This window comes from Reyranella sp. GW821-FHT12G01 (genome assembly GCF_058806575.1).
This window is the reverse complement of sequence record NZ_JBXAPV010000001.1, coordinates 483,760-510,562: the sequence shown is the minus strand read 5'-3', so window position 1 is coordinate 510,562 and position 26,803 is coordinate 483,760. Positions and strand designations below refer to the sequence as shown.

The window sequence follows — 26,803 nt, the reverse complement described above, 5'->3', positions numbered from 1 at the left end:
ATGAGCAAGACCCACATCGACTCCCGCCCTTATGCCTGGCCGTGGAACGGCGCGCTGCGTCCCGACAACACCGCGCTGGTCATCATCGACATGCAGACCGATTTCTGCGGCGTCGGCGGCTATGTCGACAAGATGGGCTACGACCTGTCGCTGACGCGCGCGCCGATCGAGCCGATCAAGAAGCTGCTCGCCGCCGCGCGAAAGGCCGGCTGGACCGTGATCCACACGCGCGAGGGCCATCGTCCCGATCTCTCCGACCTGCCACCCAACAAGCGCTGGCGTTCGCAGCAGATCGGCGCCGGCATCGGCGATCCCGGTCCGTGCGGCCGCATCCTGGTGCGCGGCGAGCCGGGCTGGGAGATCATTCCCGATCTCGCGCCGATTGCCGGCGAGCCGATCATCGACAAGCCGGGCAAGGGCTCGTTCTGCGCGACCGACCTCGAACTGATGCTGCGCACGCGCGGCATCGACAATCTGGTGCTGACCGGAATCACGACCGACGTCTGCGTCCACACCACGATGCGCGAGGCCAACGATCGCGGCTTCGAATGCCTGATCCTGGAGGATTGCACCGGCGCCACCGATCCGGGCAATCACAGCGCCGCGCTGAAGATGGTCGAGATGCAGGGTGGCGTGTTCGGCGCCGTCGCCAACTCGGCCGCGATCCTGAAGGCGCTGGCGTGACCGCGCCGTCCCTCGAGCTGATCGGCTTCACCAAGCGCTTCGGCGCGATGGCCGCGCTCGACGACGTCTCCGTGAAGATCAAGGCCGGCGCCTTCCATGCGCTGCTGGGCGAGAACGGCGCGGGCAAGAGCACCCTGGTGAAGTGCGCCATGGGCTACTACGCCGCCGACGAGGGCCAAATCCTGCTGAACGAGCGCGAGGTGACGATCACTCATCCCCGCCAGGCCCACGATCTCGGCCTCGGCATGGTCTACCAGCACTTCACGCTCGTGCCGAACATGACGGTACTGGAGAATTTCGTGCTGTCGCGTGGCAATCTGCCGGCCGTGATCGACTGGGCGTCGGAGCGGCGCGCGCTAAAAGCCTTCTTCGAGACGACGCCGTTCACGGTGCCGATTGACGTGACCGTCGCCGACCTCGCGGCCGGCCAGAAGCAGAAGGGCGAGATCCTCCGCCAGCTCTACCTCAAGCGTAACCTGCTGATCCTCGACGAGCCGACCTCGGTGCTGACGCCGGACGAGGCCGACGAGGTGCTGACGACGCTGAAGAAGCTGACGACCGCCGGGCAGATCACCATCGTCACCATCACGCACAAGTTCCGTGAGGTGAACACCTATTGCGATGCCGTCACGGTGCTTCGCCGTGGCCAGCTCATCGGCACGAAGCCGACGAGCGAGCTCGACAACGACATGATGGCCGAGATGATGGTGGGCCGCCGCGAGACCCGCGTCGTGGTCGAGCGCGAGGCGCGCGCGCCGGGCAAGGCCGTCCTCAGGCTCGAAGGGTTGAGCGTTGCCGACAATGTCGGCCAGCTCGCGGTCGAGGATCTGGCGCTCGACATTCGCGCCGGCGAGATCGTCGGCGTTGCGGGCGTGTCGGGCAACGGCCAGCGCGAACTCGTCGAGACACTGGCCGGCCAGCGCGACGCCGAGGCCGGCAAGATGCTGGTGCATGGCGAGGTCTACACGGCCACTCGGCCCGAGATGATCCGCCACAAGATCGCCTGCCTGCCCGAGGAGCCGCTGCGCAACGCCTGTGTGGCCGACATGTCGGTGGCGGAGAACATCGCGCTGCGTTCGTTCGACCAACCGCCTTCCTCGTCGACCGGCATCTGGCTCAAGCGTGGCCCGATGCGCGACACGGCGCGCAAGCTGATCGAGGCTTACAAGGTGAAGACGCCCGGGCCCGATGCCGCCATTCGCGGTCTGTCCGGCGGCAACGTACAGCGCGCCGTGCTGGCCCGCGAACTGTCGAGCGAGGGCGATCTGCTGATCGTGGCCAATCCCTGTTTCGGCCTCGACTTCGCTGCCGTCGCCGAAATCCGCGCCCGCATCGTGCAGGCCCGCAACCGCGGCGCCGCCGTGCTGCTGGTAAGCGAGGACCTCGACGAAATCCTGCAATTGTCGGATCGCATCGTCGTCATGTTCGACGGCAAGCTGGCGCTGCAAACGGACGCCGCTTCCGCCGACGTCGGCGCCATCGGCCGCGCGATGGCGGGTCATTGAGAGCAGGCCACCGATGAAGACCATCACCGCCCAACCGTTCGACTTCACCTTCGATCCCGCGCATCTGGCGTTGATCGTCATCGACATGCAGCGCGACTTCATCGAGCCCGGTGGCTTCGGCGCGACCTTGGGCAACGATGTGAGTCTGCTGTCGGCGATCGTGCCGACGGTCGGACGGCTGATCGAAACCTTCCGCGCGGCCGGACTGCCGATCATCCACACGCGCGAGTGCCACAGGCCCGACCTGTCGGATTGTCCGCCGGCCAAGCGGCTGCGCGGCAAGCCGTCGATGCGGATCGGCGATCCGGGAACGATGGGCCGCATCCTGATCGCCGGCGAACCGGGTGCCGACATCGTGCCGGAGCTGGCGGCCAAGCCCGGCGAGATCGTGCTCGACAAGCCGGGCAAGGGTGCCTTCTACGCGACGCCCCTCGGCGAGATCCTGGCAGAGAAGAAGATCACGCATCTCGTGTTTGCCGGCGTCACCACCGAGGTCTGCGTACAGACGACCATGCGCGAAGCCAACGACCGCGGCTTCGAATGCCTGCTGGCCGAGGACGCGACCGAAAGCTATTTCCCGGAATTCAAGAAGGCGGCGATCGACATGATCCGCGCCCAGGGCGCAATCGTCGGCTGGACCGCCACCGTCGATCAGGTGGCGGCAGCGCTGCGCTGACGAAGCGGGCTCCTAGTGGAGCGCGCGCTCGCGCGAGACGTAGTGACCGCTCTTCAGTTCCTTGAAGAACTGCGGCACCTGCGGGTGCGACACCGGCTTGCCCGTGTCATCCGCCAGCAGGTTCTGCTCCGACACATAGGCCACGTAGGTGGTCTGCGCGTTCTCCGCGAGCAGATGGTAGAAGGGCTGGTCGCGGCGCGGCCGCACCTCTTCGGGGATCGACGACAGCCATTCCTCGGTGTTCGCGAACACCGGGTCGACGTCGAAGATCACGCCGCGAAAAGGGTAGACGCGGTGCTTCACCACCTGGCCGATGGCGAACTTGGCGCAACGCAGGGGCGGCGCGGCGAGCGCCGGAGTAGAAGCCTGATTGATAGGGTCCATAGGCAAAGTATTGCTCCGAACAGGCCGGTAGGCAACGCAGTCGGGACGCCGGATTCGACCGCCGACTGCAAGAATACGTGAAAAACAGCCGCCCAGATCGCTACGCAAGAATGTGGCCAAGGCGGAGGGCTTCGCGCGTCGGTTGACGGGACGCACCTGCCTGTGGACTCTGGCGCCACGGTTGCCGGGAAGGATGCGTTGGTCGAGGGTCTGAAAGTCCGATTCTGGGGCGTGCGGGGATCGATCTCGTGCCCGGGCGCAGAATACGCACGCTATGGCGGCAATACGTCGTGCCTGGAAGTCAGCGCCGGCGGACGCCGGCTGATCTTCGATGCGGGCACGGGTATTCGCACGCTGGGCGTAGAGCTGGCGCGCCAGGCCCCTCTCGACATCGACATCTACTTCACCCATACGCATCTCGATCACATCTCCGGCCTCACCTTCTTCGCGCCGCTGTTCGACAAGCGCAGCACGGTGCGCATGTGGGCCGGCCATCTCGAGGTGCCTTACACGTTGAAGAAAGTCGTCGGCCATCTGATGCAGGCGCCGCTCTACCCGGTGTCGCTCGACGTCTTCCAGGCGCGGGTCGAGTTCAAGGAGTTCCGGGCCGGCGACGCGTTGTCGTGCGGTGCGGTCGCCGTGCGCACGGCGCCGCTCAACCATCCCAATGGCGCCACCGGCTACCGCATCGACCATCTCGGCAAGTCGATCTGCTACATCACCGACACCGAACATCGCGAAGGCCAGCTCGACGCCACGATCGTGGATCTCTGCCGCGGCGCTGACGTGATGATCTACGATTCGAGCTACACCGACCAGGAATACCCGCGCTATCGCGGCTGGGGCCACTCGACCTGGCAGGAAGGCGCGCGCATCGCCGAAGCGGCCGGTGTCGGCACGCTGGCTATCTTCCATCACGATCCCAGCCATGACGACGCCTTCATGGACGGCGTGGCGCGCGAAGCCGCCCTGCTGCGGCCGGGCCTTGCGGCAAGCGGCCTGCCACGTGTCCTCGTCGCCCACGAAGGCCTGACTCTAACGCCGTGAGCATGTTTCGATGAGTGCCAGGTCCAGCCTGCGCGGCCGCTGGAGGCGGTTCGCCCTGGGGTTGCCCACCGTGCTCGGCTTGAAGCCGCGCGGCTGGTTCATCCCGCACCGCTATGCGCCCCTGCTGCCGCCGCCCGGCGCGCAGCCGCCCTATCCCGCGATCGAACGCCTGTTCGAGGAGCACACCGAGCAGTTCTCTGCCGTGCTCGACGCCGTCGATGCCCGCGCCGAGGTGCTCGAAGGCTGCAAGGCGCTGTTCGAGCAGTCGTGGTTCCCCTCGCTCGACGCCGCCGTCGCCTATGCGCTGGTCCGCGAGCGCAAGCCGCGTCACATCATCGAGGTCGGTTCCGGCCATTCGACGCGCCTGCTGTCCAAGGCTGTGGGGGGCGTTGGCGAAATCCTCGCGATCGATCCCGCGCCGCGCGCCGACATCGCCGATCTGCCGGGCGTCCGCGTGAAGTCCTCGACCCTGCAGGCCGCACCCGCCAAGGTCTTCGACGGGCTGATGCAGGACGACATCCTGTTCATCGATTCCAGCCACATCCTGATGCCGGGCAGCGACGTCGACATCCTGCTCAACCGCGTGCTGCCGACCCTGCCATCGGGCGCCCTGGTCCATATCCACGACATTTTCCTGCCCTTCGACTATCCCGCGATCTGGGGCTGGCGCGCTTACAACGAACAGCAGGGCGTGGTGCCGCTGCTGACCAGCGGCGCCTTCAAGCCGCTCTTCTCCAGCGTCTGGGCGGAGCGGCGCATGGCCGACCGGCTGGCCGCCTCGGTGATCGCCCGCCTGCCGCGGCCGCCGGATGCGATGCCCGCCAGCCTCTGGCTGGAAAAGCGCTGATGCTCGGCCGCCTTCGCGCCTGGTTGTTTGGCGGCGGCGGCATGTCCCAGCTTCCCGACCGGGTGCGTGAAGCGATCGAGCGTCAGCAGGAACAGAGCGAAATCCTGATCGGCTGGGTGCAGCTCGTCATCACCGTGCTGGTCGGCACGGTCTACGAGACCAGCTCCATGCCGGGCGGCGTGGTGCAGGAAGACTATTCCTTCGAATTCGAGGTGCTGCTGATCTACGGCGCCTTCTGCCTGGTGCGGCTGGGCCTCGCCTATGCTCGCCTGCTGCGGCCGTGGATGCTCTACCTGTCGGTAGTCGCCGACATCTTCCTGCTGATGGGGCTGATCTACTCGTTCCATTACAAGTACGCGCAGCCGGCCGTCTTCTATCTGAAGGTGCCGACGCTTCTCTATGTGTTCCTGTTCATCGCGCTTAGGGCCCTGCGCTTCGAGGCACGGTTCGTCGTCTTCACCGGCCTGACGGCGATCGCCGGCTGGATCGGCCTGATCCTCTACGCCATCGGCGGACGTGGCGGCCCGGCCAATCCGACCGACGACTTCGTGGAGTACATGACCTCCAACGCGTTGCTGATCCACGCCGAGGTCGACAAGATCATCGCCATCCTGCTCACCACGCTCGTCCTGGCGCTCGCCATCTCGCGCGCCCGCCACTTGCTGGTGCAGGCGGTGAGCGAAGGCGCGGCGGCCCAGGATCTCTCGCGCTTCTTCGATCCCGGCGTGGCGGCCCGCATTCGCGGGGCGGAGATGTCGATCAAGGCCGGCGAGGGCGAATTGCGCGACGTCGCCATCCTGACCGTCGACCTGCGCGGTTTCACGCGTCTGTCGACCGAACTGGCGCCCGCCGAAGTGATGAAAGTCCTTCAGGACTACCAACGCCGGGTCTGCCCGCTGATCGCGGCCGCCGGCGGCAGCATCGACAAGTTTTTAGGCGACGGCATCCTGGCCTCGTTCGGCGCGGTACAGCCCTCGCCTACGGCCGCCGCGGATGCGCTGCGGGCCGCAGATGCCGTGATCGGCGCCGCCGCCGACTGGGCCACCGAACGCCGGGCTGCTGGGCTGCTGCCGCTCGAGATCGGGCTGGCCGCCGCGTCGGGCCGCGTCGTCTTCGGTGCGGTGGGCGATGGCGAACGCCTCGAATTCACAGTGATCGGCGACGCTGTGAATTTTGCGGCCAAGCTAGAGAAACACAACAAGGAGGAGCGAACCCGCGCCCTCACCGACGCGGCCACCTACGCCCTCGCCGAGCGCCAGGGTTATCGCCCGTCCGCGAAGCACGAGCGCCGGCCCGGCCGGCAGGTCGCGGGCGTCGCGGAATCGGTCGATATTGTGGTCCTGGCTCCCTGAAGTGGCTGCCTGCGACGTGACGCTGCCCGCGAAGCAGGCAGGTCGTTGCCTTGCCCTTTCCCTATTCGGGGCCTATGTAATTTGAGACAGTCGAACGCGTTGAATAGCGAGCCGGCGGAGCGTCATCGTGGGCAATAACTACGACATCATCCTGATCGGGTTGGTCGCGGTCTTCTTGATCCTGCGACTGCGGTCCGTCCTTGGTAAACGCACGGGCAGCGAGCCGCCTCCGGCGCGTGATCCCTTCACGCCGCCCGCGCCGCCGCCGGCCACGCCGCGTGTCGGCGATGCGTCGCAAGGCAACGACAATGTCGTGCCGCTGCCGACCGCCAATGCGCCGGCGCCGCGCCACCAGTCCTCGCCGACCAGCGGTCCCGGCGGCATTCGCGCCACCGTGATGCCGACTGCGACGGCGGGTGTGGCTGCGATCCGCGCCGCTGACCCCAGCTTCGAACCGATCGGCTTCACCGGCGGCGCCCGCGCGGCCTTCACCGCCATCGTCGAAGCGTTCGCACGCGGCGACACCTCGACGCTGAAGCCGCTGCTCGACAGCGCCACCTATTCGAGCTTCGAGGCCGCGATCCGTGGCCGCATCGAGCGTAACGAGAAGGCCGAGACGACGCTGATCGGCTTCGAGGCGTCCGACATCGCGGGCGCGGAGATGCAGGGCACGAACGCCGCCGTCACGGTGCGGTTCGTCAGCGAGCAGATCAACGTCGTGCGCAATGCGGACAGCCAGATCGTCGACGGCAATCCCAATGAAGTGCAGAAGGTCGTGGACCTCTGGACGTTCCGTCGTGACACCACGTCGGGCGATCCCAACTGGCAGCTCGTGAAGACCGAAAGCGAAGGCTGAGGGAGGCGTTTCCGAGAATGCGTTGGAGCATCCTCGCCGGTGGCGCGGCCTTGCTGGCCGCCGCCGGCCTTCTCTCCGCCTGTGCCGGCAGCACCAGTTCCGAACCGCAGCAACGCGTTTCGATGTCGCCGACCTCCTACAACGAGATTCCGGGTTGGGCCGAGGATCGTCACGCCGAAGCGCTTGCCGCCTTCCGCCGTTCCTGCCCGAAGCTGACCGCCGGCCCTGACGTCAAGATCGCGACCGATGGCGGCGAAAAGACCATCACGCCGGGCGAATGGGGCCGCATCTGCGAAGCCGCCGCCGCGGTGAAAGCCGGCGACGCCCGCGCTTCGCGTACGTTCTTCGAGACGAATTTCCGGCCGCTGGTCGTCCAGGTCCAGGGCAAGTTCACCGGCTATTTCGAGCCGGAGCTGCGGGGCAGCAAGGTGCCCTCGAGGCTCTTCACCGTGCCGGTCTACCGCAAGCCGCCCGACCTCACCGACCAGCCGTACTTCACGCGCGCCGAGATCGAAGCCGGCGCCCTTAAGGGCAAGGGACTCGAGATCGCCTACGTCCAGGATCCGGTGGGTCTGTTCGAGGTCCAGGTCCAGGGCAGCGGTCGCGTGCAGCTCGCCGAGGGCGGCACCATGACCCTGGGTTTCGACGGCTCGAACAATCGCCCCTACACCGCGATCGGCGCCGTGCTGGTCGAGATGGGCGTGATGAAGAAGGAAGATGCGACCTGGCCCGCGATCCGCGACTGGCTGAAGCGCAATCCGCAGCAGGCGCGTGACGTGATGCGCAAGAACGAGCGTTACATCTTCTTCAAGGATACCAAGACCTCGGCGCCGATCGGCGCGGAGGGCGTCGCCCTCACGGCCCAGCGCAGCATGGCGGTCGACCCGACGCTCACACCCTATGGCACGCCGGTCTGGATCGACACGCGCCGGCCCGTCTATCGCAAGCCGGGCGCCACCGAGGGCTATCGCCGCCTGATGATCGCACAGGACACGGGCGCGGCCATCAAGGGTCCGGCGCGCGGCGACGTGTTCTATGGCGGCGGCGCACAGGCCGCCGAATGGGCCGGCCGCATGAACAGCGACGGCCGCGCCATCGTTCTGGTGCCCAACAAGAGCTGATCGCCGGCCGGCGCTCTACGCCCCTCAGCGTGCGAGCGGCGGTTCCTGGTCGGTCGGGATGCCGGCGGTATGCCGGTAGAACGCCGCCAGCCGGTTGAGATAGGACGCATCCTTGCCCATGGCCACGGAGCTGGCGCCCTCGGTGGCGCGCATCACCTGATAGTAGGCCCAGCTGCCCGCGCCCCGGCGGTCGAGGAAGATCGCCGACTGCAGGGCGCCGGGCTCGAAGGCGGTCACGATGGCTATGCGCATCGCCGTCACGTTCTCGGTGGCGATGACAAGCCGGTCGGCCGTGCGTTCCAGCACCGACAGCCGATAGACCGTGCGACCGGCACGCCCAACCTCGAAATAGTAGAAAATACGGCCGGGCTGCAGCTCCGCCGGCCCGGGATCCGGCGCCGCAGCTCCCTCGGCGCTCGCCAGCATGCCGGCCTGCGAGGCCAGCGGTTTCCACGCCTTGTCGCTGGTCGACCAGTAGCGGATGGCGGGCAGCGCCGACATCTGGGTCAGACGGGCCGCCATCTGGTCGGTGGATGCGGAAGACTGGAATTGCCCGGCCAGGGCGGCGACGAGGCGCGTCCGGACCGGCGCCCAAGGCAAACACCCCGGGGGCTGCCAACCAAGGCTTTTCAGATCGGCTTCCGTCCAGATCTGCGCGACGGGAGCCTGTCCGAGAGCCGGATAGGCGGGCGATGGTGGGCCTCCGCAGGGCGGCACAAGGGGAGGCGCCGCAGCGTGACCGAGAGCCGGGATCAGCACCGGGCCAACCAGAGCCGAGCGGAGAAGGGTGCGACGGAGCATCGCCGGCAACGGCACGGCCGGTGCAAAGGTTGCTCGCGGTCTTGCACGCCCATCTTGCACGCCAAATTCGCCGCTGCCATGGTCGCTGAGTGTCCAGCTCGCCAGCCATCCCTTCCGTCCGTCCGCGCCGCGTGGCGCTTTTCGTCACCTGTCTCGTCGACCTGTTCCGGCCGTCCGTCGGCTTCGCTGCGGTGAAGCTGCTCGAAGACGCGGGCTGCACCGTCGATGTGCCGCCGCTCCAGGTCTGCTGCGGCCAGCCGGCCTATAATTCCGGCGATCGCGCCACGACGCGGGCCATCGCGCTGCAGGTCATCAACGCCTTCGAAGGCTATGACGCCGTCGTGGCGCCGTCGGGTTCGTGCGGCGGGATGCTGTCGCATCATTATCCCGGCCTGTTCGACGATGATCCCAAGCTGAAGGCGCGCGCGGAGAGCCTCGCCGGTCGCAGCTTCGAGTTGATGTCGTTCCTCGTCGACGTGCTAGGCGTGAACAAAGTGGCCGCGCGTTACGACGGCGCGGTCACCTATCACGATTCCTGCTCGGGCCTGCGCGAGCTCGGCGTCAAGCAACAGCCGCGCGGGCTGCTGGGATCGGTGCAGGGCCTCAAGATCCACGAGATGAAGACACCGGAAGTCTGCTGCGGCTTCGGCGGCACCTTCTGCGTCAAGTATCCGGAGATTTCGAATGCCATGGTGGGCGAGAAGTCGGCCGACATCGCGTCGACCGGTGCGGACACGCTGCTGGCCGGCGATCTCGGTTGCCTCATGAACATGGCCGGCAAGCTGCAGCGTGAAGGAAGCCCGGTGCGGGTGCGCCATGTCGCCGAGGTGCTGGCCGGGATGGGTGACCTGCCCGCGATCGGCGAGCCGGAGCGCGGCTGATGGAATCGACTGCCCATGCCTTCAAGGCGAATGTCGACCACGCGCTAGCCGATCCCAACCTTCAGGATTCGCTGGCCATGCTGAAGGTCGGCTTCTCCGAACGTCGTCGCCAGGCGGCGGAACGGTTGCCGGAATTCGAGGCGCTGCGCGATCGTGCGCGCGACATCAAGAACCACACGCTGGCGCATCTCGATTTCTATCTCGAGGAGTTCGAGCGCAAGGTGATCGGGCTCGGCGGCAAGGTGCACTGGGCGCCGACCGCCGCCGATGCGCGACGCATCATCGCCGATCTGTGCAAGAGCGTGAACGCCCGCACCGTCGCCAAGTCGAAGTCGATGGTGGCGGAGGAGATCGCGCTCAACGAGCATCTCGAAGCCCAGGGCATCGCGCCGATCGAGACCGATCTCGGCGAATACATCATCCAGCTGCGCAACGAGCCGCCCAGCCACATCATCGCGCCGGCCGTCCATCTCACCAAGGACCAGGTCGCCGACACGTTCCTCGAACATCACGCCAAGCTCGGCTTCAACAAGCGCCTGACCGAGCGTAACGATCTCGTCGCGGAAGCGCGCTACGTCCTGCGCCAGAAGTTTCTCGATGCCGATGTCGGCCTGACCGGCGCCAACTTCCTGGTGGCCGAGACCGGCTCGTCGATGCTGGTGACCAACGAAGGCAATGCCGACCTCTCCAACACGCTGCCCAAGATGCACATCGTGCTGGCCAGCATCGAGAAGGTGATCCCCACTCTCGAGGATGCCGCGGTGCTGCTGCGCGTGCTGGCGCGCTCGGCAACGGGTCAGGAGTCGTCGGCTTACACAACGCTCAACACCGGGCCGAAGAAGCGCGAGGATCTCGACGGACCCGAGCAGTATCACGTCGTGTTGCTCGATAATGGCCGCTCCTCCGTGCTCGGCACCGAGATGCAGGAGATCCTGCGCTGCATCCGCTGCGGTGCCTGCATGAACCATTGTCCGGTCTACGGTGCCGTCGGCGGCCATGCCTATGGCTGGGTCTATCCCGGCCCGATGGGCGCGGTGCTGACGCCACAACTCGTCGGCGTCGAGGAAGCGAGCAACCTGCCGAATGCCTCGACCTTCTGTGGCCGTTGCGAGAGCGTGTGCCCGGTGCGTATCCCGCTGCCGAAGCTGATGCGTCATTGGCGCGAGCGCGAGTTCGAGAAGCATCTGACGCCGAAGGCGGTACGTCAGGGGCTCGCAATGTGGAGCTTCTTCGCGCGGCGGCCCGCGCTCTATCGCCGGCTGACCGGCATGGTCAATCGCGTGCTGGCGCTGTTCGGCCGCGCTGATGGGCGCTACAGCGCATTGCCATTGGCCGGCGGATGGACGCGCTTCCGCGATTTCCCCGCGCCGCAGCCGGGCGGCACCTTCCATGTGCGCTGGGCCGCGCGGAGGAAGCCATGAGCGACGCCGCGAACAATGCCCGGGCCCAGATCCTGGGTGGCATCCGCCGCTCGCTGCGTCGCGGTGAGCTCACGGGCGACGCGCGCAGCGCAGTCGATGCACGCCTCGCCTCGCCGCCGCGTGGTCCTTCGGTGGCGCGAGCGCAGCTCCCTCAGTCGGAGAAAGTCGCGCTGTTCTGCCAGTGGGCCGAGACCCTCAACGCCACCGTCGCACGTGTCGGCACAGCGGATGTGCCGGGCGAAGTGACAGCCTATCTCGCGCGCAACAACCTGCCGGCGAACGTCGCGATGGCCCCCTCGCCTTTGCTCGAAGGCTATGATTGGTCGAGCCAGAAGATGCTGTCGATCCGCCGCGGTCGTGGCGAAGGCAGCGACCAGGTCTCGATCACCGGCGCCTTTGCCGGCATCGCGGAGACCGGCACCGTGGTGATGGCCTCCGGGCCCGACCATCCGGTGTCGCTCAACCTCCTGCCCGACACGCATGTCGTGGTCCTGCGCGAGGCCGACATCGTCGGTGGCTATGAGGATGTGTGGGGCCGGCTGCGGGCGCGCTACGGCAAGAACCTGATGCCGCGCACCGTCAACACCATCACCGGCCCGTCGCGCACGGGCGACATCGAGCAGGCGATGGAACTGGGCGCACATGGCCCGCGGCGCATGCACATCCTGGTGGTGCGAGACTGATGCCCGCCGGCGAAGCCACCAAAGGCGAACTGCGCCCAGGTGAGCTCCGCGTCGTCGGCACGAGCGTTACGCGTGAAATCGAGCTGTTGTTCGACCGGGTGGCCCAGTCGGTCGGCAAGCGCCCGCCCCGCATCCTGCAAGTGGGATCCCGCACCCTCGTCTCCGACCGCAATGTCCGCAACTGGCGCAGCCTCGTCGCCAAGCGCTTCGGAACCAAAGCGCGTTTCGTCGGGCTCGATCTCGCCGAGGGGAGCAATGTCGATTGCGTCGCGGACATCTGCAGCGGCCCGCGAACGCTGCGCGACAAGCTGGGCGAGGAGCCGTTCGACCTCGCGATCTGTTGCCACGTGCTGGAACACACGCGCCACCCGGCGCGAGCAGCGCGCAACATCGAGCGGGCGCTGAGGCCCGGTGGCTTTGCCTATGTTGCGGCGGCCTGGTCGCAGGCTTTTCACGCCACACCCGACGACTATTGGCGCTTCTCGGCGCGCGGATTGATGCTGCTGTTCGGGCAGATCGAGATCGCCTCGTCATTCTATTGCGGCGGCGATGTCGGCCTCGACGTCGCCTATCGCATCGAGCGCGATGGCAAGCCCGAGCTCGATTCCCGCGCCGGCGCCGTCGAACAGGGCCTGTTCCAGCTCGTCCTCGATCATGAGGACAATCGCGCCGTGCTGGCCCGCCAGGCGACCGAGCGGCTGCCGGTCTCCCGGACCTATCTTCCCAGCCTGTTCGTCAATCTCGTGGGCCGCCGCACCTCGAAGTGAGGTCGGCCGTTGCCCGCGGGCGCTGACGACAGACGTCTCCACAAAAGAAAAGAGCGGGCTTTCGCCCGCTCTCTCCAATTTTTCGGTTTGTCCTGCGACTAGAAGCGCAGGTCCATACCCATCAGGAGGCCCCAGCTGTTGCCAGAGACCGAAGCCGACGGGCCGGAACCGGTGTACAGCAGACCACCGCCGGTGAGCTTCACGCCCGGTCCGAGCGCGTAGTTGATACCAACTTCCCACTTCTGCACCGACTCGGTACCGAAGGCGACGGCGCCGGGGTTACCACCACCAGCGAACGTGTTGGAGTTGACACCCGGGACGCCCGTGGGGGCGACAGCGGCGCAGGTCACAGTGTTGACGGCAATGTTGTTGCAGCCAACCGAGCCGTTACCGTTGGTGTTGTACGAGCCAACCCAGCTGAACGACATCTGCCACGGACCCGTCTCGTACATGATACCCGCGGTGTAGAAGCGGGTGTCGTTGTCGACGTTCGTGTAGAAGTTCGAGCCGAGGCCGTTGTTGTCCCAGCCGATCGCGCCGCCAAGGGTGAAGCCCTTGAAGCCGAACTGAGCGCCGAACACGTACTGCTTCCAGGTCGACAGGTTCGCACCGTTCGCCTGATTGGCCGAACCAGCGAAGGGCTGCGCGCCCGGAACGAACGAGGCGTACATGAACGCGCCGTACAGCGCGACAGTGACGTCACCGAACTTGTTCAGGTAGTTGGCGCCGACGTCGAACATATCCTGGTAGGAGTTGTCCATCGTCGGGCAGTTCAGGGACGAGGTCGGGTTGTTGTAACCGCAAACGCCGGCAACCGTGCCCGGACCGGTCGTCAGACCAGCGCTGGCGCCGTTGGCAACGTTAACCTTCGGACGATAGCCGACACCGATCTGCAGGCCCTGGAAGCGGGGCGTGAAGTAGTTGATGCCCTGGGCGTCCTGCTGCTGACCAGCGTTCGTCGTCGTCGTGGCGTGGAACCACGCCTTGTTGTTGGCGATGACCGACTGGTTAGCCCAACCGAAGTTGGTGTTGTGCTGAATGGCGCCGAAGCCAAGCAGGGCGGACGGAGTACCGTAGTACATACGGTAGGTGGCGGGATCGCGACCGCCGAACTCAACGCGGCCCCAGTCGCCGAAGGCGAACAGGAAGGCTTCGTCGATCTGCGCGTTCGCAGCAGCCGAGCTCGGGTTCCAGCCTTCGAGTTCGACGTGAACGCCGACCGAAGTGCCGTTGTCCAGCTTGGTCTGGCCGATGAAGTGGATTTCACCTTCCTGCTGGAACTGGAGACCCTTGTACTGGGCCCAGGTGCCGTTGGTGGCATAGGTCGACTGGATGCCGCCCGCGATAGCGTAGAACTGGTAATAACCGCCCACGCCGATCTTGATCGGGTCGGCGGCCATGGCCGGGGCGGCCATAAGCCCGCCAACGACCAAGGCGGTCGAGCCGAGTAGAAGCTTCTTCATCATTCTCCCTCTCTCATTGAACAGAGACTGGTACGTACCAAAAGGCCTGTCCGACCGGCGAGACGTGGAAGCCTGAAGAAGAGACTCACGGCACTCGCCAATACGGCAGGGCTATAAAACACTTCACGAAATCGAGGGTCAAGAAATGGTCGCCCCGTCGCTCCATTCTGCCCGCACCTGTGGCGTCTTTGTCACATTTTGCCAGGGGCGTTGGAGGCTCGGCGAGGTCGATATTGTCATAAGTTTTAAAATAAAACCATATCTCGTTGTCTAGTTGGTTTAATAGAGAAACTTATTATATTGCCTTATTCGGCCGCTTGCAGTTTACTACCCATTGGGCCTATGGTCCGGCCGCCGTGGTCGCCGAGCGTCTGCGGTTTTGGAACATGAGGCGCCTTCATATGTCGGGATCGTCCAGAATTTTCCGCGTCGCCTCGGCAGCGGTCCTGGTCCTCGCTACAGCCGGTTTGACCGGCGGGCTGACGGGCTGCACCGACGATTCGGTCAACTATGAGCGGGCCAGCGGCCCCTCGGGCGGCCGTACCCGCGAAGATACGCGTACCGGCTTGGGCGGCCGCACCCAGGAGCAGGGCACCTTGTTTGGTCCCGGCGGCCTCCTGGGCTCAAAAGAGCAAAAGAAGGATGATAGTACGGGCACCGGCGTCGCCGTGAACGCCTACCTGTGGCGCGCGTCGCTCGACACGATCAACTTCATCCCGCTGGTCTCGGCCGATCCGTTCGGCGGTGTCATCATCACCGACTGGTACACCCCGTCGGAGACGCCGAACGAGCGCATGAAGGTCCAGGTCACCATCCTTGACCGCGAACTGCGCGCCGACGGCGTGCGCGTCTCGGTCTTCAAGCAGCAGGCCAGCCCCAAGGGCGGCAACTGGGTCGACGCCCAGGTCGACCCGCGCACCAATATCGACATCGAGAACGCCATCCTTACGCGCGCCCGCCAGCTTCGCATCGCCGGCGGGTCCTGAGACGGCTTAACCCTCTCTGTCAAAAGCTTGACGTGAGAGGCCGCAGCGGGCATCCGCTGCGGCCTCTGTCTTTTTCGGCAACACCCTATTTTCGGGAAGATCTCCGTGTCGTCGACGCCCGCCGCACCCACCGTGCGCTACAATTTCACCGAAACCGAGAGCAAGTGGCAGAAGGTCTGGGAAGATCGCCAGACCTTCAAGGCCGCGATGGATAAGGCTCGGCCGAAATACTACGTGCTCGAGATGTTCCCCTATCCGTCGGGGCGCATCCACATGGGCCACGTGCGCAACTACACGCAGGGCGACGTGATCGCGCGCTACAAGCGCGCCAAGGGCTTCAACGTCCTGCATCCGATGGGCTGGGACGCGTTCGGCCTGCCGGCCGAGAACGCCGCCATGGAGAAGAAGGTCCATCCGAAGAAGTGGACCTACGAGAACATCGCCACGATGAAGAAGCAGCTGAAGTCGATGGGCCTGTCCCTCGACTGGAGCCGCGAGCTGGCGACCTGCGACCCGACCTACTACCGCCACCAGCAGAAGATGTTCCTCGACTTCTGGAAGGCCGGTCTCGCCTATCGCAAGGAGGCCTGGGTCAACTGGGATCCCGTCGATAACACGGTGCTCGCCAACGAGCAGGTGATCGAGGGCAAGGGCTGGCGCACCGGCGCAGCCGTCGAGCGCCGCAAGCTCACCCAGTGGAACCTCAAGATCACGCATTTCGCCGACGAGCTGCTGAGCCGCCTCGATACGCTCGACCGCTGGCCGGAGAAGGTGCGCCTGATGCAGGCGAACTGGATCGGCAAGAGCCGCGGCGCCCGCGTCTTCTGGGAACTGACCGACGCTTCGGGCGCCGACCACGGCAAGCTCGAGATCTTCACGACCCGTCCCGACACGCTGTTCGGCGCGTCGTTCATGGCGCTGTCGGCCGAGCATCCGCTGGTCCAAGGCCTGGCCGCGACCGATCCCGGCCTGCAGCACTTCGTCGCCGAATGCCGCAAGACCGGCACCGCCGCCGCCGAGGTCGAGACCGCCGAGAAGCAGGGCTACAAGCTGCCGTTGCTGGCGAAGCATCCGCTGATGCCGGGCAAGACCGTGCCGGTGTTCGCCGCCAACTTCGTGCTGATGGAATACGGCACGGGCGCGATCTTCGGCTGCCCCGGACATGACGAGCGCGACCATGAGTTCGCGACCAAGTACGGCCTGCCGATCCTGCAGGTCGTGGCGCCGACCGACGGCAAGAAGCTCGACATCGCCGCCGCGCCCTATGTCGAGGACGGTGTCATTGTGAACTCCGAGTTCCTCGACGGACTCGGCGTCGAGGATGCAAAGGCCAAGGTCATCGCGCGCCTCGAGGAGATGGGCGTCGGCAAGGGCACGACGCAGTATCGCCTGCGCGACTGGCTGGTCTCGCGCCAGCGCTACTGGGGCTGCCCGATCCCGGCGATCCATTGCGAGAGCTGCGGCGTCGTGCCGGTGCCGGACAAGGATCTGCCGGTCCAGTTGCCCGACGACGTCACCTTCGATCGTCCGGGCAATCCGCTCGACCGTCATCCGACGTGGAAGCATGTCGCGTGTCCCACGTGCGGCAAGCCCGCGCGTCGCGAGACCGACACGTTCGACACCTTCATCGATTCGAGCTGGTATTTCGACCGCTTTACGTCGCCGCATCTCGAGACGGCACCGTTCGATCGCGAGGAGAACCAGTACTGGATGCCGGTCGATCAATATATCGGCGGCGTCGAGCACGCGATCCTGCATCTGCTCTATTCGCGCTTCTGGACGCGCGCGATGCGCGAAGTTCAGATGACCAGCCGCGACGAGCCGTTCGACGGCCTCTTCACCCAGGGCATGGTCTGCCACGAGACCTATCGCGCGAGCGACGGGACATGGCTGACGCCCGAGGAGATCTCGCGTGACGGCGGCAAGGTGGTGCGCCTCTCCGACAAGAGCCCGGTCGAGGTTGGCCGCTCGGAGAAGATGTCCAAGTCGAAGAAGAACGTCGTCGACCCGGACGAGATCATCCGCGACTACGGCGCCGATACCGCGCGCTGGTTCATGCTGTCCGACAGCCCGCCGGAGCGCGACCTCGAATGGACCGAGGCCGGCGTCACCGGCGCCTGGCGTTTCCAGCAGCGTCTGTTCCGCATCGCCTCGCAGGCGATCGATGCGCTGCCGGCGATCGGTACGGCCAAGCCCGCGACCTTCTCCGACGCCGCGACCGCGCTGCGCCGCGCCGCCCACAAGTCCATCGCCGGCATCTCGGCCGACATCGAGGCCTTCCACTTCAACAAGGCCGTGGCGCGACTCTATGAGTTCGCCAACACGATCGATTCGGTCGAGGCCAAGGACGACTCGACGCGCTGGGCCTTGCGCGAGGCGCTGGAGATATTCGTACGCCTGATCGGCCCGATGACGCCGCATCTCGCCGAGGAGCTGTGGCATTCGCTCGGCCACAAGAGCCTGCTGGCCGATGCGCCGTGGCCGTTGCCTGAGGATGCGCTGCTGGTCGACGACACGGTCACCGTTGCCGTGCAGTTGAATGGCAAGCTGCGCGGCACCATCGCGCTGGCCAAGGACGCGCCCAAGGACGTGGCCGAAGCCGCGGCGCTGGCGCTGCCCGATCTCATCCGCGGTCTCGACGGCAAGACGCCCAAGCGCGTGATCGTCGTGCCGAACCGCATCGTAAACGTCGTGGTCTAGGGCCGCAGAGCCAGGAAGGGCCAGTAACATGGCACGCAAGCCGAACTACGATTTCGAGCGCCGCGAACGCGAGCGCCTCAAGGCAATCAAGGTCGCCGAGAAGGCCGAAGCCAAGCGGGCCGCTCGCGAGCGCGCCAAGCTGGAAGAGGGCGGCGGGGCCACGGCTGACGGCGCCGATCCGTCTGCCGACAAGACCTCGTAGAGCGCAGCCGTTCGACTCGCTCCCGCGTTGTCCGCGAGCGAGTTCATGAAGCCGAACCTCACGCCTGACACGGCACCTGCCGGTCCCTCGTCCGGGCCGCGCGAAGGCTTGTGGCCAGGACTGATCTGCAAACTTCCCAAGCCGTTACTGGTCGTTCCGATGGTCGTGCAGTGGCTGGCTTTGGCGCTGCGCTATCGCAGCCTGTCATTGCCCTCGGCGGCCGATCCGATGATCCATGCCGGCGGTTTGGCGGGCGAATCCAAGATCGCGTATTTCGACCAAGTCGGCGATGCCGAGCGCCCATGGCTGGCGCGCACGGCTGCCATCTGTTCGGGGGCCGATGCCGCGTCGCAAGCGCGCGCAGCGATGGCAGCCCTCGGCCTCGATTTTCCAGTCATCGCCAAGCCCGACATCGGCTGGTGCGGCTTCGGCGTGCGACGGATCGACGATCCTGCGTCGCTACAGGCCTATTGCGACGCCTATCCAGCAGGCGAAACGCTGCTGGTGCAGGAGTACTTCGACCTTCCCGGCGAAGCCGGTCTGTTCTACGTGCGGCGCCCCACCGAAATGCACGGCCGGTTGCTCTCGCTTACCGTCCGCGCGCCGCCGACGGTGCGCGGTAATGGCACGAGTTCACTGCGCGATCTGCTGGCGCGGGACGAACGGCTGCGTGGTCGCACCGCTCTATACGAGGGCGCCGCGCTCGACCGCGTGCCAGATGCGGGGACCGACGTACCTCTCGCTGCCGTGTGGTCCTATCGCATGGGCGGGCTCTATCGCGACTGCAGCGAAGCGATCACCTTAGCCCTCGAAGAACGAGTCGATGCCGTTGCGGTGAGCATGCCGCATCTGCATGTCGCGCGCTTTGATATCCGCTTTGCTAATCTCGCGGAACTTGGGCAGGGCAACTTCAAGATCATCGAAATCAACGGCGCAGGTTCCGAGGCGATCGAATTCTTCGATCCAACCGTTCCCTTCTTCACCGCCTATAACGGCATCCTGAAGAAGCAGGCGATGGTCTTTGCGCTTGCCGCAGAGAATCGCGCGGCGGGGTTCGCACCTTGTGGTTGGCAAACCTTGTTGCGCGCCTTCCGGCGTCAGGCGCGGCTTCTTGACCGGTATCCTTCGTCCAACTGAGCAGGCTCGAACCGACCGCCCGGCCAGTGGTATAAGCAGGTCGTGAAAATCGAAGCGCGCCAGGTCGAAGCCTTTTTGAAGAAACCGGACCCGAAGGTCCGGGGCGTGGTGATCTACGGCAACGACGACGGATTGGTCGCCGAGCGCGCGGTGGCGCTGGCCAAATCGATCTGCGAGGATCTCAAGGACCCGTTTCGCGTCGTCGACATTGCCGGCGACGTGCTGAAGAACGATCCGGCGCGTCTTGCCGACGAGTTTGGCGCGATGTCGATGATGGGCGGCCGCCGCGTGGTTCGCGTGCGGCCTGCGGGCGAGGAATCAGCCACAGCCCTGCAGAACCTCGTCGAAGCGACAGCGGGCGATGCCCTGATCATCGTCGAGGCCGGCAATCTGACGCCGCGCTCGAACCTGCGCACCTTGGCCGAGACCGAGGCCACACTCGCGGCCATGCCTTGCTACATGGACAATGAAGCTGCGCTCGAAGGCCTGGTCGAGAGTGCCGCGCGCGCGCAGGGCATGAACGTCGAGCCCGATGCGCTCGAATGGATCGTCGAACGCCTGGGAGGCGATCGCGGGCAGACGCGCGGCGAGATCGACAAGCTGCTGCTCTACAAGGGCAACGATCAGGGCAAGACGATCACCCTGGAAGACGCGATGGCCGTCTTGGGCGACACCGCCTCGATCGGCATCGACGATGTCATCGCCGCGACGTTCGACGGCGATCTCGTCGGCCTCGACCGCGCGCTCGACCGTGTCTTCGCCGAGGGCGGCAATCCGATCCAGCTCGTGCGCTCGCTGCAGCGTCACGCCGACCAGCTTCATCTCGTGTCGGGACATGCCGCCAAGGGCGGCAACCTGGAAGGTGCGATGTTCAAGGCCCGCGGACTGCCGCGCGGCGGTCCCGTGCGTCAGCGCTTCGAACGCCACCTGCGCACCTGGCCGCTTCCCCGTCTGGGTGCGGCCCTCTCTACGATCCTGGAGGCGGAGATCGAGTGCAAGCGCACCGGTTTGCCGGATGAAGCGATTGCACGTCGTCTTTGTTTGCGTCTCAGCCAGGCCGCGCGCTCGGCGAAGGCGCGGCGCTAGTTCAGGCTTTCTCGTTAAGCTTTCTTGCCGCTGCCCGGTACGAGCGGGATCGCCGCCTGCGGCGACAGGACGAGGAAGGTAAAGCTCTCCTCGATGTACAGGCGGACGCGTTCGGCGTCGTGGTCGAGATAACCGATCGAGAAATCCTGGCCGACGGTCAGTTCGAAGTCGCCACCGCGCAGCGAGATCACCAGGCCGCCGTCGAGACCAGGCGCTGCATGGACGTCGCCGTCGATCAGGCGCTGTACATGGCTCAGGATCGGATAGCCGCCGTCGGTTCGCGCCTGAAGGTCCTTGTAGAGCTGCTCGCTCAGCACCACGGCGAACGGGCCTTCGACACCTTCGTCACGCAGCTTCTTCAACGCCGCGGCGACGGCATCGGGATAGTCGGCATGGCTGCTGCCCAGTGCCACCGCCTGGCCTTTCTGCGCCTCGCAGATGCCAGTGATATGAGCGGCCTCGTAGCCGTGGAAGATGGTGCGATCCTCGGCGATGGCGATCTCGCGTGCCGCAGCCGTCACCGAATCGAGATCCGGATCGCGCGCACCGCGATCGATCGCGTCGAGTTCGGCGCGACTCACCTCGAACGGGATGCGCAACTCGACGAGCGGCTGGATTCGGCGCAGCAGCGCGCGGACCTTCTCGCCGCCCGGCGGCGAGGCGATCGGATCGGCGCGACCCAGTTCGACATCGGAAGCGCCCCAGCCCAGTGGACCCTTGAAGTCGACGACGCGACGCGCGGCGAGAAGGGCACGCAACGTGCGCTTGGCTTCCTTCTCGATCTCTTCCCAGCCCGCTTCGGTAATGGGCGCGCGATCGCGGAAAAGATGGTTCTTCATTTCTTCACCTGACGCAGGCTGCCGATCCCGAGGCTTCCGTCGGACGTGTCGTCCGCTCCAGTCTCCTCGTCACCGGCCATGTTCTTCTCGATCTCCGTGATCGGGCCTTTTGTGAACAGGAAGGTGCGAAGATGCTCGTCGAGCTTGGGATCGTTGCGTCGCAGCCACTCGATCGCCATCGCTGCGTGCTCCTTTTCCTCGTCGCGATTATGCTCGAGGATCTTGCGCAGTTCGGCATTGGTGGTGGTTTTGGAACGCTGGTCGTACCAATCGACGGCCTCCAGCTCTTCCATGATGGATGCGATCGCGCGATGGCGATCAATGACCTCGTGGCCAAGCTTGGCCGGATCTTCGTGCAGCGTTTCACTTGCCATGTGCGCGGTAACGCCCGGTCTTGGTCAAAGTTCCTCTCAGAAGAGGTGATTCGGCGACGGTCGCAGAAGGTTCCTGCGGAACGTAGCGGCTCGCCGCGGCGTTTATTTTGTTGCCCCAACACTTTCCGGAGGAACACGTGCGCACTTTGGGTTGCCTGCTGACCGCCTCCATCCTGCTCGCCGGCTGCGCGACCGTCCCGATGGCGGGGCCCGGGGCCGACGCAGAAGGTAAGCGATACGATCCGCCGGCGCCCGGCTATGCCGTGCTCTATCTCTATCGAAACTCACTCCTAGGATCGGAAGCCGCCTTTTCGCTGGCCGATAACCAGCAACCCATCGGCTCGTTGGCCGACAAGACGTGGATTCGCGTCGAGGTATCGCCGGGACAACACGTGATCACATGCGGCATTGCAAGCTATGCCCCGCTGACACAGACGCCTGCGCAGGCAGCCACGGTCAACATCGGACCGGGAGAGACTCGCTTCCTTGAAGTCGACGTTTGGCCGGGACTTCCGCTCAACCCGCGCTGCACCGCGACCGAGGTCTCGGCGGACAAGGGCCGCGCCGGCGTCGCCAGCGGCAACCGCGCGCTGGCGTCCAACTAATCGTCGTCCCGACTACCGCCGGGTGAGCTTGTCGACCACCGTGTCGAGCTGGTCGAAGTCGCGGATCTCGAGGCTGAGCACGCTCTGCTCGCCGAGACCCCGCAGCGTGAGATCGGCCTTCAAGCCCAGCGCTTCCTCGATGCGCTTTTCCAGCGCCCGCGTGTCGGCACTCTTGGGTGCGGCGCCGGCGGCATCGGCTTTGGCCTTGCCGCCGCCCGCCTTGGCCTGCTTCTTCGTGTTGCCGGCGAGGCGCTCCAGATCTCGGACCGTCAGCTTCTCGGCGACCACGCGCTTGGCCATGGCGAGGGGGTCAGGTACACCGATCAGTGTACGGGCCTGGCCGGCGGAAAGCTCGCCTTCCCGGACCATTTCCTGGACCGCCGGCGGCAGGTCGAGCAGGCGGATCATGTTGGCGACATGCGGGCGGCTCCGGCCCATCATCCGCGCGATGTCTTCCTGGGTGTGGCTGTAGTCGGCAATCAGCCGCTGATAGCCCAGCGCCTCGTCGATCGGCGTGAGGTCCGATCGCTGCAGGTTCTCGACCAGGCCGATCTGCAGCGCATCCATGTCGTTGATGGTGCGGATGACGACGGGCACGTCGTGCAGTTGGGCCTTCTGAGCGGCCCGCCAGCGCCGTTCGCCGGCGATGATCTCGTAGCTGTCGGCACTATCGCGCAAGGGGCGCACAAGAATAGGTTGAAGAAGCCCGTATTCTTTGACCGATTCGACCAGCGCTTCGATGCCCTCGAAGCTGGTGCGCGGCTGCATCTTGCCGGGCTTGAGCTGGCCGATCGGCAGCGTGAGCGGCGTGCGGCTGGCAGCGGGACGCGAGGCCTCGCTGTCGACTGCGGCAGCGGGCGAGGGAGCCTGCGTCGCAGGGGACGGCGGAGTCGAAGCTGGCACCGGCGCCGCGGGTGTCACGGCCGACGCAACTTCGTCATCACCGAGTAGGGCGGAGAGTCCGCGGCCCAGGCCGCGTGGTTTGGGAGCTTGGCTCACGGGGCATTCTCCAGGGCGTTGGCCTGTTCCGCAGCGATTCGCCGACGGCGGATGAACTCGCTCGCCAGCAGGATGTAGGCCTGCGATCCGGCGCAGGCATTGTCGTAGATCAGCACCGGCATGCCGTGCGACGGCGCCTCGGCGATGCGCACGTTGCGCGGGATGGTCGTGCCGAAGACCAGCTCGCCGTAATGCGCGCGCACATCGGCCACGACCTGCTGGCTGAGGCTCATGCGGCGGTCGACCATGGTCAGCACGATGCCGGCGATATGCAACTTTGGGTTGAGGCGCTTCTTAACCCGCTCGATCGTGTTGCCCAGCGCACCGATTCCCTCGAGCGCCAGAAACTCCGCCTGCAGTGGGACCAGGACGGCGTCGACCGCGACCAGGGCATTCAGGGTGACGAGACCGAGCGAGGGTGGGCAGTCGATCAGGACGGTGGTCCAACGCTGGCGGGCATTGCTCTCCGGAGCGGCCAGCGAGTCGGCCAGCCGATGCTCGCGGCGCTCCATGTCGATCAGCTCGATCTCGGCGCCGGCGAGCTGGACCGAAGCCGGCATGACCTCGAGCCCCGGGATCTGGGTTGCCCGCACGCACTCGCCCATCGGATTGATGCCCACCAGATATTCGTATGAACCGGGTGAGCGCTCATTTCGCGGCACCCCCAGGCTCGTGGAGGCATTTCCCTGGGGGTCGAGGTCGATCAGCAGCACCTTCTCACCGACCGCGGCCAAGGCCGTGGCGAGATTGATCGCCGTCGTCGTCTTACCGACGCCGCCCTTCTGGTTGGCGATCGCGAAGATCTGCGGCGGGGGCGTAGGGGCCGATTCGGAGGATGACGGCGTCACGGTCTGTCACGCTTGCAATGGCATCGGGCGAAAAATCCCATCTCTTCTTGGCCTCGTCCACCTCCGCCTGCCAGTCCTTGCCTTTGTGGAAAAGGCAAATAGCGGTATCAGTCCGGTGCTGATCGGACCATTCCAGCAACTGACCCAGCGGCGCCAGTGCTCTTGCCGTGATCACCTCGGCCATGGCCGGGGGCGCCACTTCGATACGTTTGATGACCAGCCGGGGCTGTTTTTCGAGCCCCATCTTCCGGCCTGCCTCACCGAGGAAGGCGGCTTTCCGGGCATCCGCTTCGATCATCGTTATCTGGAGATCGGGCCTCATGGCGGCAATGACCAAGCCCGGAAATCCGCCGCCACTGCCGAGATCGGCCAGCGTTTTCGCCTCGGCTGGGATGAGCCGGACGACCTGTGCCGAATCCACGATGTGCCGCTTCCAGGCGCCATCCAGAGTGTTCCGCCCCACCAGGTTGATGGCCTTTTGCCAGCGTTCCAAGGTCTCGACGAGAATTTTGAGCCGGTCGAGTGTTTCACGTGAAACACCGTCTAAGGGGTCCATCCTAGGCCGCTCGCCGTCGGACGTGCTTCAGGAGAGCGATCAGCGCCGCCGGGGTCACCCCCGAGATACGAGCCGCCTGGCCGAGGGTGGCAGGCCGGTTGGCTTCGAGCTTCTGCCGAACCTCAGTCGAGAGGCTCCCGATGGCACCGTAGTCGAGATCGGGCGGGAGACTCAGAGCCTCGTCCCGGCGATAGGCCTCGATGTCGCCCCGCTGCCGGGTCAGGTAGCCTTCGTACCGTGAGTCGATCGTGAGTTGTTCGGCAACCTCACCGGACACGCCGCCAAGCTCGGGCCAGAGGACGACGAGCCGAGCCCAGTCGATTTCCGGATAGGCGAGCAGGTCGAGGGCCGAACGCGCCACACCGTCCTGATTGATGGTGATGCCACGCTTCGCCAGAGCCGAGGGGCTGATCTTCCGGCCGGAAGCCAAATCGCGCGCGGCCTGCAAGGTCCGATGTTTCACGTGAAACATTTCCGCTCGGGCCGACCCGACGCACCCGATCTCCAGGCCCCGTGGGGTCAGGCGCTGGTCGGCATTGTCTGCCCGAAGCCAGAGCCGATACTCCGCGCGCGACGTGAACATACGATAGGGTTCGGTCACGCCCAATGAGACGAGGTCGTCGACCAGCACACCCAGATACCCATCCGCCCGGTCCACAACGAACGGCTTTGCCAGCGCTGCATTCAACCCGGCGATCAGACCTTGGGCGGCGGCTTCTTCGTAACCGGTCGTCCCGTTGATCTGGCCGGCCATATAGAGGCCCGGGATACGACGAGTCTCCAGGGTCGCGGTCAGCTCACGCGGGTCGATATGATCGTATTCGATGGCATAGCCCGGCCGGAGCATGACTGTGCGCTCCAGACCCGGGATGGTCTGCAACATCGCGAGCTGTACGTCTTCCGGCAGCGAGGTCGAAATCCCATTCGGATAGACCGTGAAATCGTCGAGCCCCTCGGGCTCCAGGAAAATTTGGTGCCGGTCGCGCTGGCCGAACCGGACGACCTTGTCCTCGATCGACGGACAGTAGCGCGGGCCGATGCCCTCGATCTGGCCCGAGTACATTGGCGCCCGATGAAGGTTGGCCCGGATCAGCTCGTGGGTCGCCGCCGTGGTGGTCGTGATGTGGCAGGGGACCTGCGGCGTGGTGATACGATCCGTGAGGTACGAAAACGGCTGCGGCGGGTCATCGCCGTCCTGCTGCTCCAGTGAGGCGTAGTCGATCGTGCGGCCGTCCAGCCTGGCCGGTGTTCCCGTCTTAAGGCGTCCCAGTTTGAATCCAAGGCGATGCAACGTCTGGGCGAGTGCAACGGACGGTTCTTCAACTCCGTCGCCCCGCACCCGGCCCGCCGGGATCTTGGTTTCGCCCTTGTGAATCAGGCCTCGGAGGAACGTGCCCGTGGTCAGGATCACGCGGCCGGCGCTGATTTCAGAGCCCAATTCCGTGACCACTCCGGCACACGTGCCGCTTGTATCCAGAATAATATCCGCAACCGCCTCGGCTCGGATTTCTAGATTGGCCTGTTCGGCCAGCAAGGCCTGAACGGCTTGCCGGTAGAGCTTGCGGTCGGCCTGCGCGCGTGGACCACGTACCGCCGGTCCCTTGGACAGGTTCAATGTCCGAAACTGGATGCCAGCCCGGTCGATCGCCCGGCCCATGATCCCGTCCAGCGCATCGATCTCGCGGACCAGGTGCCCCTTGCCCAATCCGCCGATCGCCGGATTGCACGACATCTCGCCAATCGTCTCGAGCCGATGGGTGAGAAGCAGGGTGCGTGCACCAAGGCGAGCCGACGCGGCCGCGGCTTCACAGCCGGCATGGCCGCCACCCACCACGATCACGTCATATGAAAAGGCCCGCATGGCCGGCCTTTTACGCCTCCGGGTCGGGCCCGGTCCAGATCATCCACAGACGAGGGAGCCATGGGTGTAGCGCAGATGCCGCAGACGACCGGTCAATTTGCCGGACCCTTCGACCGCAGTTG

At 65.7% G+C, this 26,803-nt stretch carries 27 protein-coding genes; 18 read left to right on the top strand and 9 right to left on the bottom strand.

Annotated features, from left to right (window positions below; translation table 11 throughout):
• Genes biuH through AC1RP5_RS02400 form a run of 3 tightly spaced genes read left to right on the top strand, consistent with a single transcriptional unit; the run spans window position 1 to window position 2,865 of the window.
• Entirely contained in the window at window positions 1-684 is a 684-nt protein-coding gene (gene biuH, locus AC1RP5_RS02410; protein WP_493108969.1) for a biuret amidohydrolase, read from the top strand.
• Window positions 685-731: 47 nt separating this feature from the next.
• Complete coding sequence (locus tag AC1RP5_RS02405; protein ID WP_493113276.1) at window positions 732-2,189, top strand: ABC transporter ATP-binding protein; 1,458 nt, start codon at window positions 732-734, stop codon at window positions 2,187-2,189.
• 13 nt (window positions 2,190-2,202) lie between these two features.
• A complete protein-coding gene (locus tag AC1RP5_RS02400) occupies window positions 2,203-2,865 on the top strand; it encodes a cysteine hydrolase family protein (RefSeq protein ID WP_493108968.1) in 663 nt (220 codons plus the stop codon).
• Between the two features lie 12 nt (window positions 2,866-2,877).
• On the opposite strand, the gene hspQ is transcribed toward AC1RP5_RS02400, so the two are convergent.
• Entirely contained in the window at window positions 2,878-3,249 is a 372-nt protein-coding gene (gene hspQ / locus AC1RP5_RS02395; RefSeq protein ID WP_493108967.1) for a heat shock protein HspQ, read from the bottom strand.
• Between the two features lie 198 nt (window positions 3,250-3,447).
• On the opposite strand from hspQ, the gene AC1RP5_RS02390 reads away from it, so the two are divergent.
• The 5 genes from AC1RP5_RS02390 (at window position 3,448) to mltA (ending at window position 8,472) form a co-directional block, all read left to right on the top strand.
• Window positions 3,448-4,296 (top strand): MBL fold metallo-hydrolase, encoded by an 849-nt coding sequence (locus tag AC1RP5_RS02390; RefSeq protein WP_493108966.1) that lies wholly within the window; start codon window positions 3,448-3,450, stop codon window positions 4,294-4,296.
• Window positions 4,297-4,306: 10 nt separating this feature from the next.
• A complete protein-coding gene (locus AC1RP5_RS02385; RefSeq protein WP_493108965.1) occupies window positions 4,307-5,143 on the top strand; it encodes a class I SAM-dependent methyltransferase in 837 nt (278 codons plus the stop codon).
• Window positions 5,143-6,495, top strand: coding sequence for an adenylate/guanylate cyclase domain-containing protein (locus AC1RP5_RS02380; RefSeq protein ID WP_493108964.1), 1,353 nt, complete (start codon window positions 5,143-5,145; stop codon window positions 6,493-6,495). Before AC1RP5_RS02385 ends, AC1RP5_RS02380 begins: the two co-directional genes overlap by 1 nt.
• A 127-nt stretch (window positions 6,496-6,622) precedes the next feature.
• Complete coding sequence (locus AC1RP5_RS02375; RefSeq protein WP_493108963.1) at window positions 6,623-7,351, top strand: Tim44/TimA family putative adaptor protein; 729 nt, start codon at window positions 6,623-6,625, stop codon at window positions 7,349-7,351.
• A gap of 17 nt (window positions 7,352-7,368) precedes the next feature.
• The gene (gene mltA / locus AC1RP5_RS02370; protein WP_493108962.1) at window positions 7,369-8,472 is read left to right on the top strand and encodes a murein transglycosylase A; all 1,104 of its coding nucleotides are present in this window, start codon (window positions 7,369-7,371) and stop codon (window positions 8,470-8,472) included.
• Between the two features lie 24 nt (window positions 8,473-8,496).
• On the opposite strand, the gene AC1RP5_RS02365 is transcribed toward mltA, so the two are convergent.
• On the bottom strand, window positions 8,497-9,273 hold the full coding sequence (locus AC1RP5_RS02365; protein WP_493108961.1) for a DUF6675 family protein: 777 nt from the start codon (window positions 9,271-9,273) through the stop codon (window positions 8,497-8,499).
• Between the two features lie 131 nt (window positions 9,274-9,404).
• Here AC1RP5_RS02365 and AC1RP5_RS02360 point away from each other — a divergent pair, with 131 nt between their 5' ends.
• The 4 genes from AC1RP5_RS02360 to AC1RP5_RS02345 are packed head-to-tail and all read left to right on the top strand — an operon-like array spanning window position 9,405 to window position 13,025.
• On the top strand, window positions 9,405-10,154 hold the full coding sequence (locus AC1RP5_RS02360; RefSeq protein WP_493108960.1) for a (Fe-S)-binding protein: 750 nt from the start codon (window positions 9,405-9,407) through the stop codon (window positions 10,152-10,154).
• A complete protein-coding gene (locus AC1RP5_RS02355; RefSeq protein ID WP_493108959.1) occupies window positions 10,154-11,575 on the top strand; it encodes a LutB/LldF family L-lactate oxidation iron-sulfur protein in 1,422 nt (473 codons plus the stop codon). Before AC1RP5_RS02360 ends, AC1RP5_RS02355 begins: the two co-directional genes overlap by 1 nt.
• On the top strand, window positions 11,572-12,258 hold the full coding sequence (locus AC1RP5_RS02350; RefSeq protein ID WP_493108958.1) for a LutC/YkgG family protein: 687 nt from the start codon (window positions 11,572-11,574) through the stop codon (window positions 12,256-12,258). The genes AC1RP5_RS02355 and AC1RP5_RS02350 overlap by 4 nt, the downstream gene beginning before the upstream one ends.
• Complete coding sequence (locus AC1RP5_RS02345; protein ID WP_493108957.1) at window positions 12,258-13,025, top strand: class I SAM-dependent methyltransferase; 768 nt, start codon at window positions 12,258-12,260, stop codon at window positions 13,023-13,025. The genes AC1RP5_RS02350 and AC1RP5_RS02345 overlap by 1 nt, the downstream gene beginning before the upstream one ends.
• Before the next feature lie 98 nt (window positions 13,026-13,123).
• Here the strand turns inward: AC1RP5_RS02345 and AC1RP5_RS02340 are convergent, their stop codons facing one another.
• Window positions 13,124-14,488, bottom strand: coding sequence for a porin (locus AC1RP5_RS02340; RefSeq protein ID WP_493108956.1), 1,365 nt, complete (start codon window positions 14,486-14,488; stop codon window positions 13,124-13,126).
• A gap of 401 nt (window positions 14,489-14,889) precedes the next feature.
• Here AC1RP5_RS02340 and AC1RP5_RS02335 point away from each other — a divergent pair, with 401 nt between their 5' ends.
• From AC1RP5_RS02335 to holA, 5 genes are all read left to right on the top strand, one after another.
• Window positions 14,890-15,474 (top strand): DUF3576 domain-containing protein, encoded by a 585-nt coding sequence (locus AC1RP5_RS02335; protein WP_493108955.1) that lies wholly within the window; start codon window positions 14,890-14,892, stop codon window positions 15,472-15,474.
• A 105-nt stretch (window positions 15,475-15,579) separates the two neighbouring features.
• Complete coding sequence (leuS, locus tag AC1RP5_RS02330) at window positions 15,580-18,174, top strand: leucine--tRNA ligase (RefSeq protein WP_493108954.1); 2,595 nt, start codon at window positions 15,580-15,582, stop codon at window positions 18,172-18,174.
• Between the two features lie 28 nt (window positions 18,175-18,202).
• The gene (locus AC1RP5_RS02325) at window positions 18,203-18,376 is read left to right on the top strand and encodes a hypothetical protein (protein WP_493108953.1); all 174 of its coding nucleotides are present in this window, start codon (window positions 18,203-18,205) and stop codon (window positions 18,374-18,376) included.
• 45 nt (window positions 18,377-18,421) lie between these two features.
• Window positions 18,422-19,513: a hypothetical protein gene (locus tag AC1RP5_RS02320; RefSeq protein WP_493108952.1), complete on the top strand. Its 1,092-nt coding sequence runs from the start codon at window positions 18,422-18,424 to the stop codon at window positions 19,511-19,513.
• A 42-nt stretch (window positions 19,514-19,555) separates the two neighbouring features.
• A complete protein-coding gene (holA, locus tag AC1RP5_RS02315; protein WP_493108951.1) occupies window positions 19,556-20,599 on the top strand; it encodes a DNA polymerase III subunit delta in 1,044 nt (347 codons plus the stop codon).
• Window positions 20,600-20,613: 14 nt separating this feature from the next.
• Here holA and AC1RP5_RS02310 read toward each other — a convergent pair whose 3' ends face one another.
• Both AC1RP5_RS02310 and AC1RP5_RS02305 read right to left on the bottom strand, forming a co-directional pair.
• The gene (locus AC1RP5_RS02310) at window positions 20,614-21,438 is read right to left on the bottom strand and encodes a family 1 encapsulin nanocompartment shell protein (RefSeq protein WP_493108950.1); all 825 of its coding nucleotides are present in this window, start codon (window positions 21,436-21,438) and stop codon (window positions 20,614-20,616) included.
• On the bottom strand, window positions 21,435-21,812 hold the full coding sequence (locus tag AC1RP5_RS02305; protein WP_493108949.1) for an encapsulin-associated ferritin-like protein: 378 nt from the start codon (window positions 21,810-21,812) through the stop codon (window positions 21,435-21,437). The genes AC1RP5_RS02310 and AC1RP5_RS02305 overlap by 4 nt, the downstream gene beginning before the upstream one ends.
• A gap of 137 nt (window positions 21,813-21,949) precedes the next feature.
• On the opposite strand from AC1RP5_RS02305, the gene AC1RP5_RS02300 reads away from it, so the two are divergent.
• The gene (locus tag AC1RP5_RS02300; protein WP_493108948.1) at window positions 21,950-22,417 is read left to right on the top strand and encodes a hypothetical protein; all 468 of its coding nucleotides are present in this window, start codon (window positions 21,950-21,952) and stop codon (window positions 22,415-22,417) included.
• 12 nt (window positions 22,418-22,429) lie between these two features.
• Here AC1RP5_RS02300 and AC1RP5_RS02295 read toward each other — a convergent pair whose 3' ends face one another.
• The 4 genes from AC1RP5_RS02295 to mnmG form a co-directional block, all read right to left on the bottom strand.
• Window positions 22,430-23,320 (bottom strand): ParB/RepB/Spo0J family partition protein, encoded by an 891-nt coding sequence (locus AC1RP5_RS02295; protein ID WP_493108947.1) that lies wholly within the window; start codon window positions 23,318-23,320, stop codon window positions 22,430-22,432.
• Window positions 23,321-23,412: 92 nt separating this feature from the next.
• The gene (locus AC1RP5_RS02290; RefSeq protein ID WP_493108946.1) at window positions 23,413-24,264 is read right to left on the bottom strand and encodes a ParA family protein; all 852 of its coding nucleotides are present in this window, start codon (window positions 24,262-24,264) and stop codon (window positions 23,413-23,415) included.
• On the bottom strand, window positions 24,182-24,820 hold the full coding sequence (gene rsmG, locus AC1RP5_RS02285; protein WP_493108945.1) for a 16S rRNA (guanine(527)-N(7))-methyltransferase RsmG: 639 nt from the start codon (window positions 24,818-24,820) through the stop codon (window positions 24,182-24,184). The genes AC1RP5_RS02290 and rsmG overlap by 83 nt, the downstream gene beginning before the upstream one ends.
• 1 nt (window position 24,821) lies before the next feature.
• Complete coding sequence (gene mnmG / locus AC1RP5_RS02280) at window positions 24,822-26,681, bottom strand: tRNA uridine-5-carboxymethylaminomethyl(34) synthesis enzyme MnmG (RefSeq protein ID WP_493108944.1); 1,860 nt, start codon at window positions 26,679-26,681, stop codon at window positions 24,822-24,824.
• Window positions 26,682-26,803 lie beyond the last annotated feature (122 nt).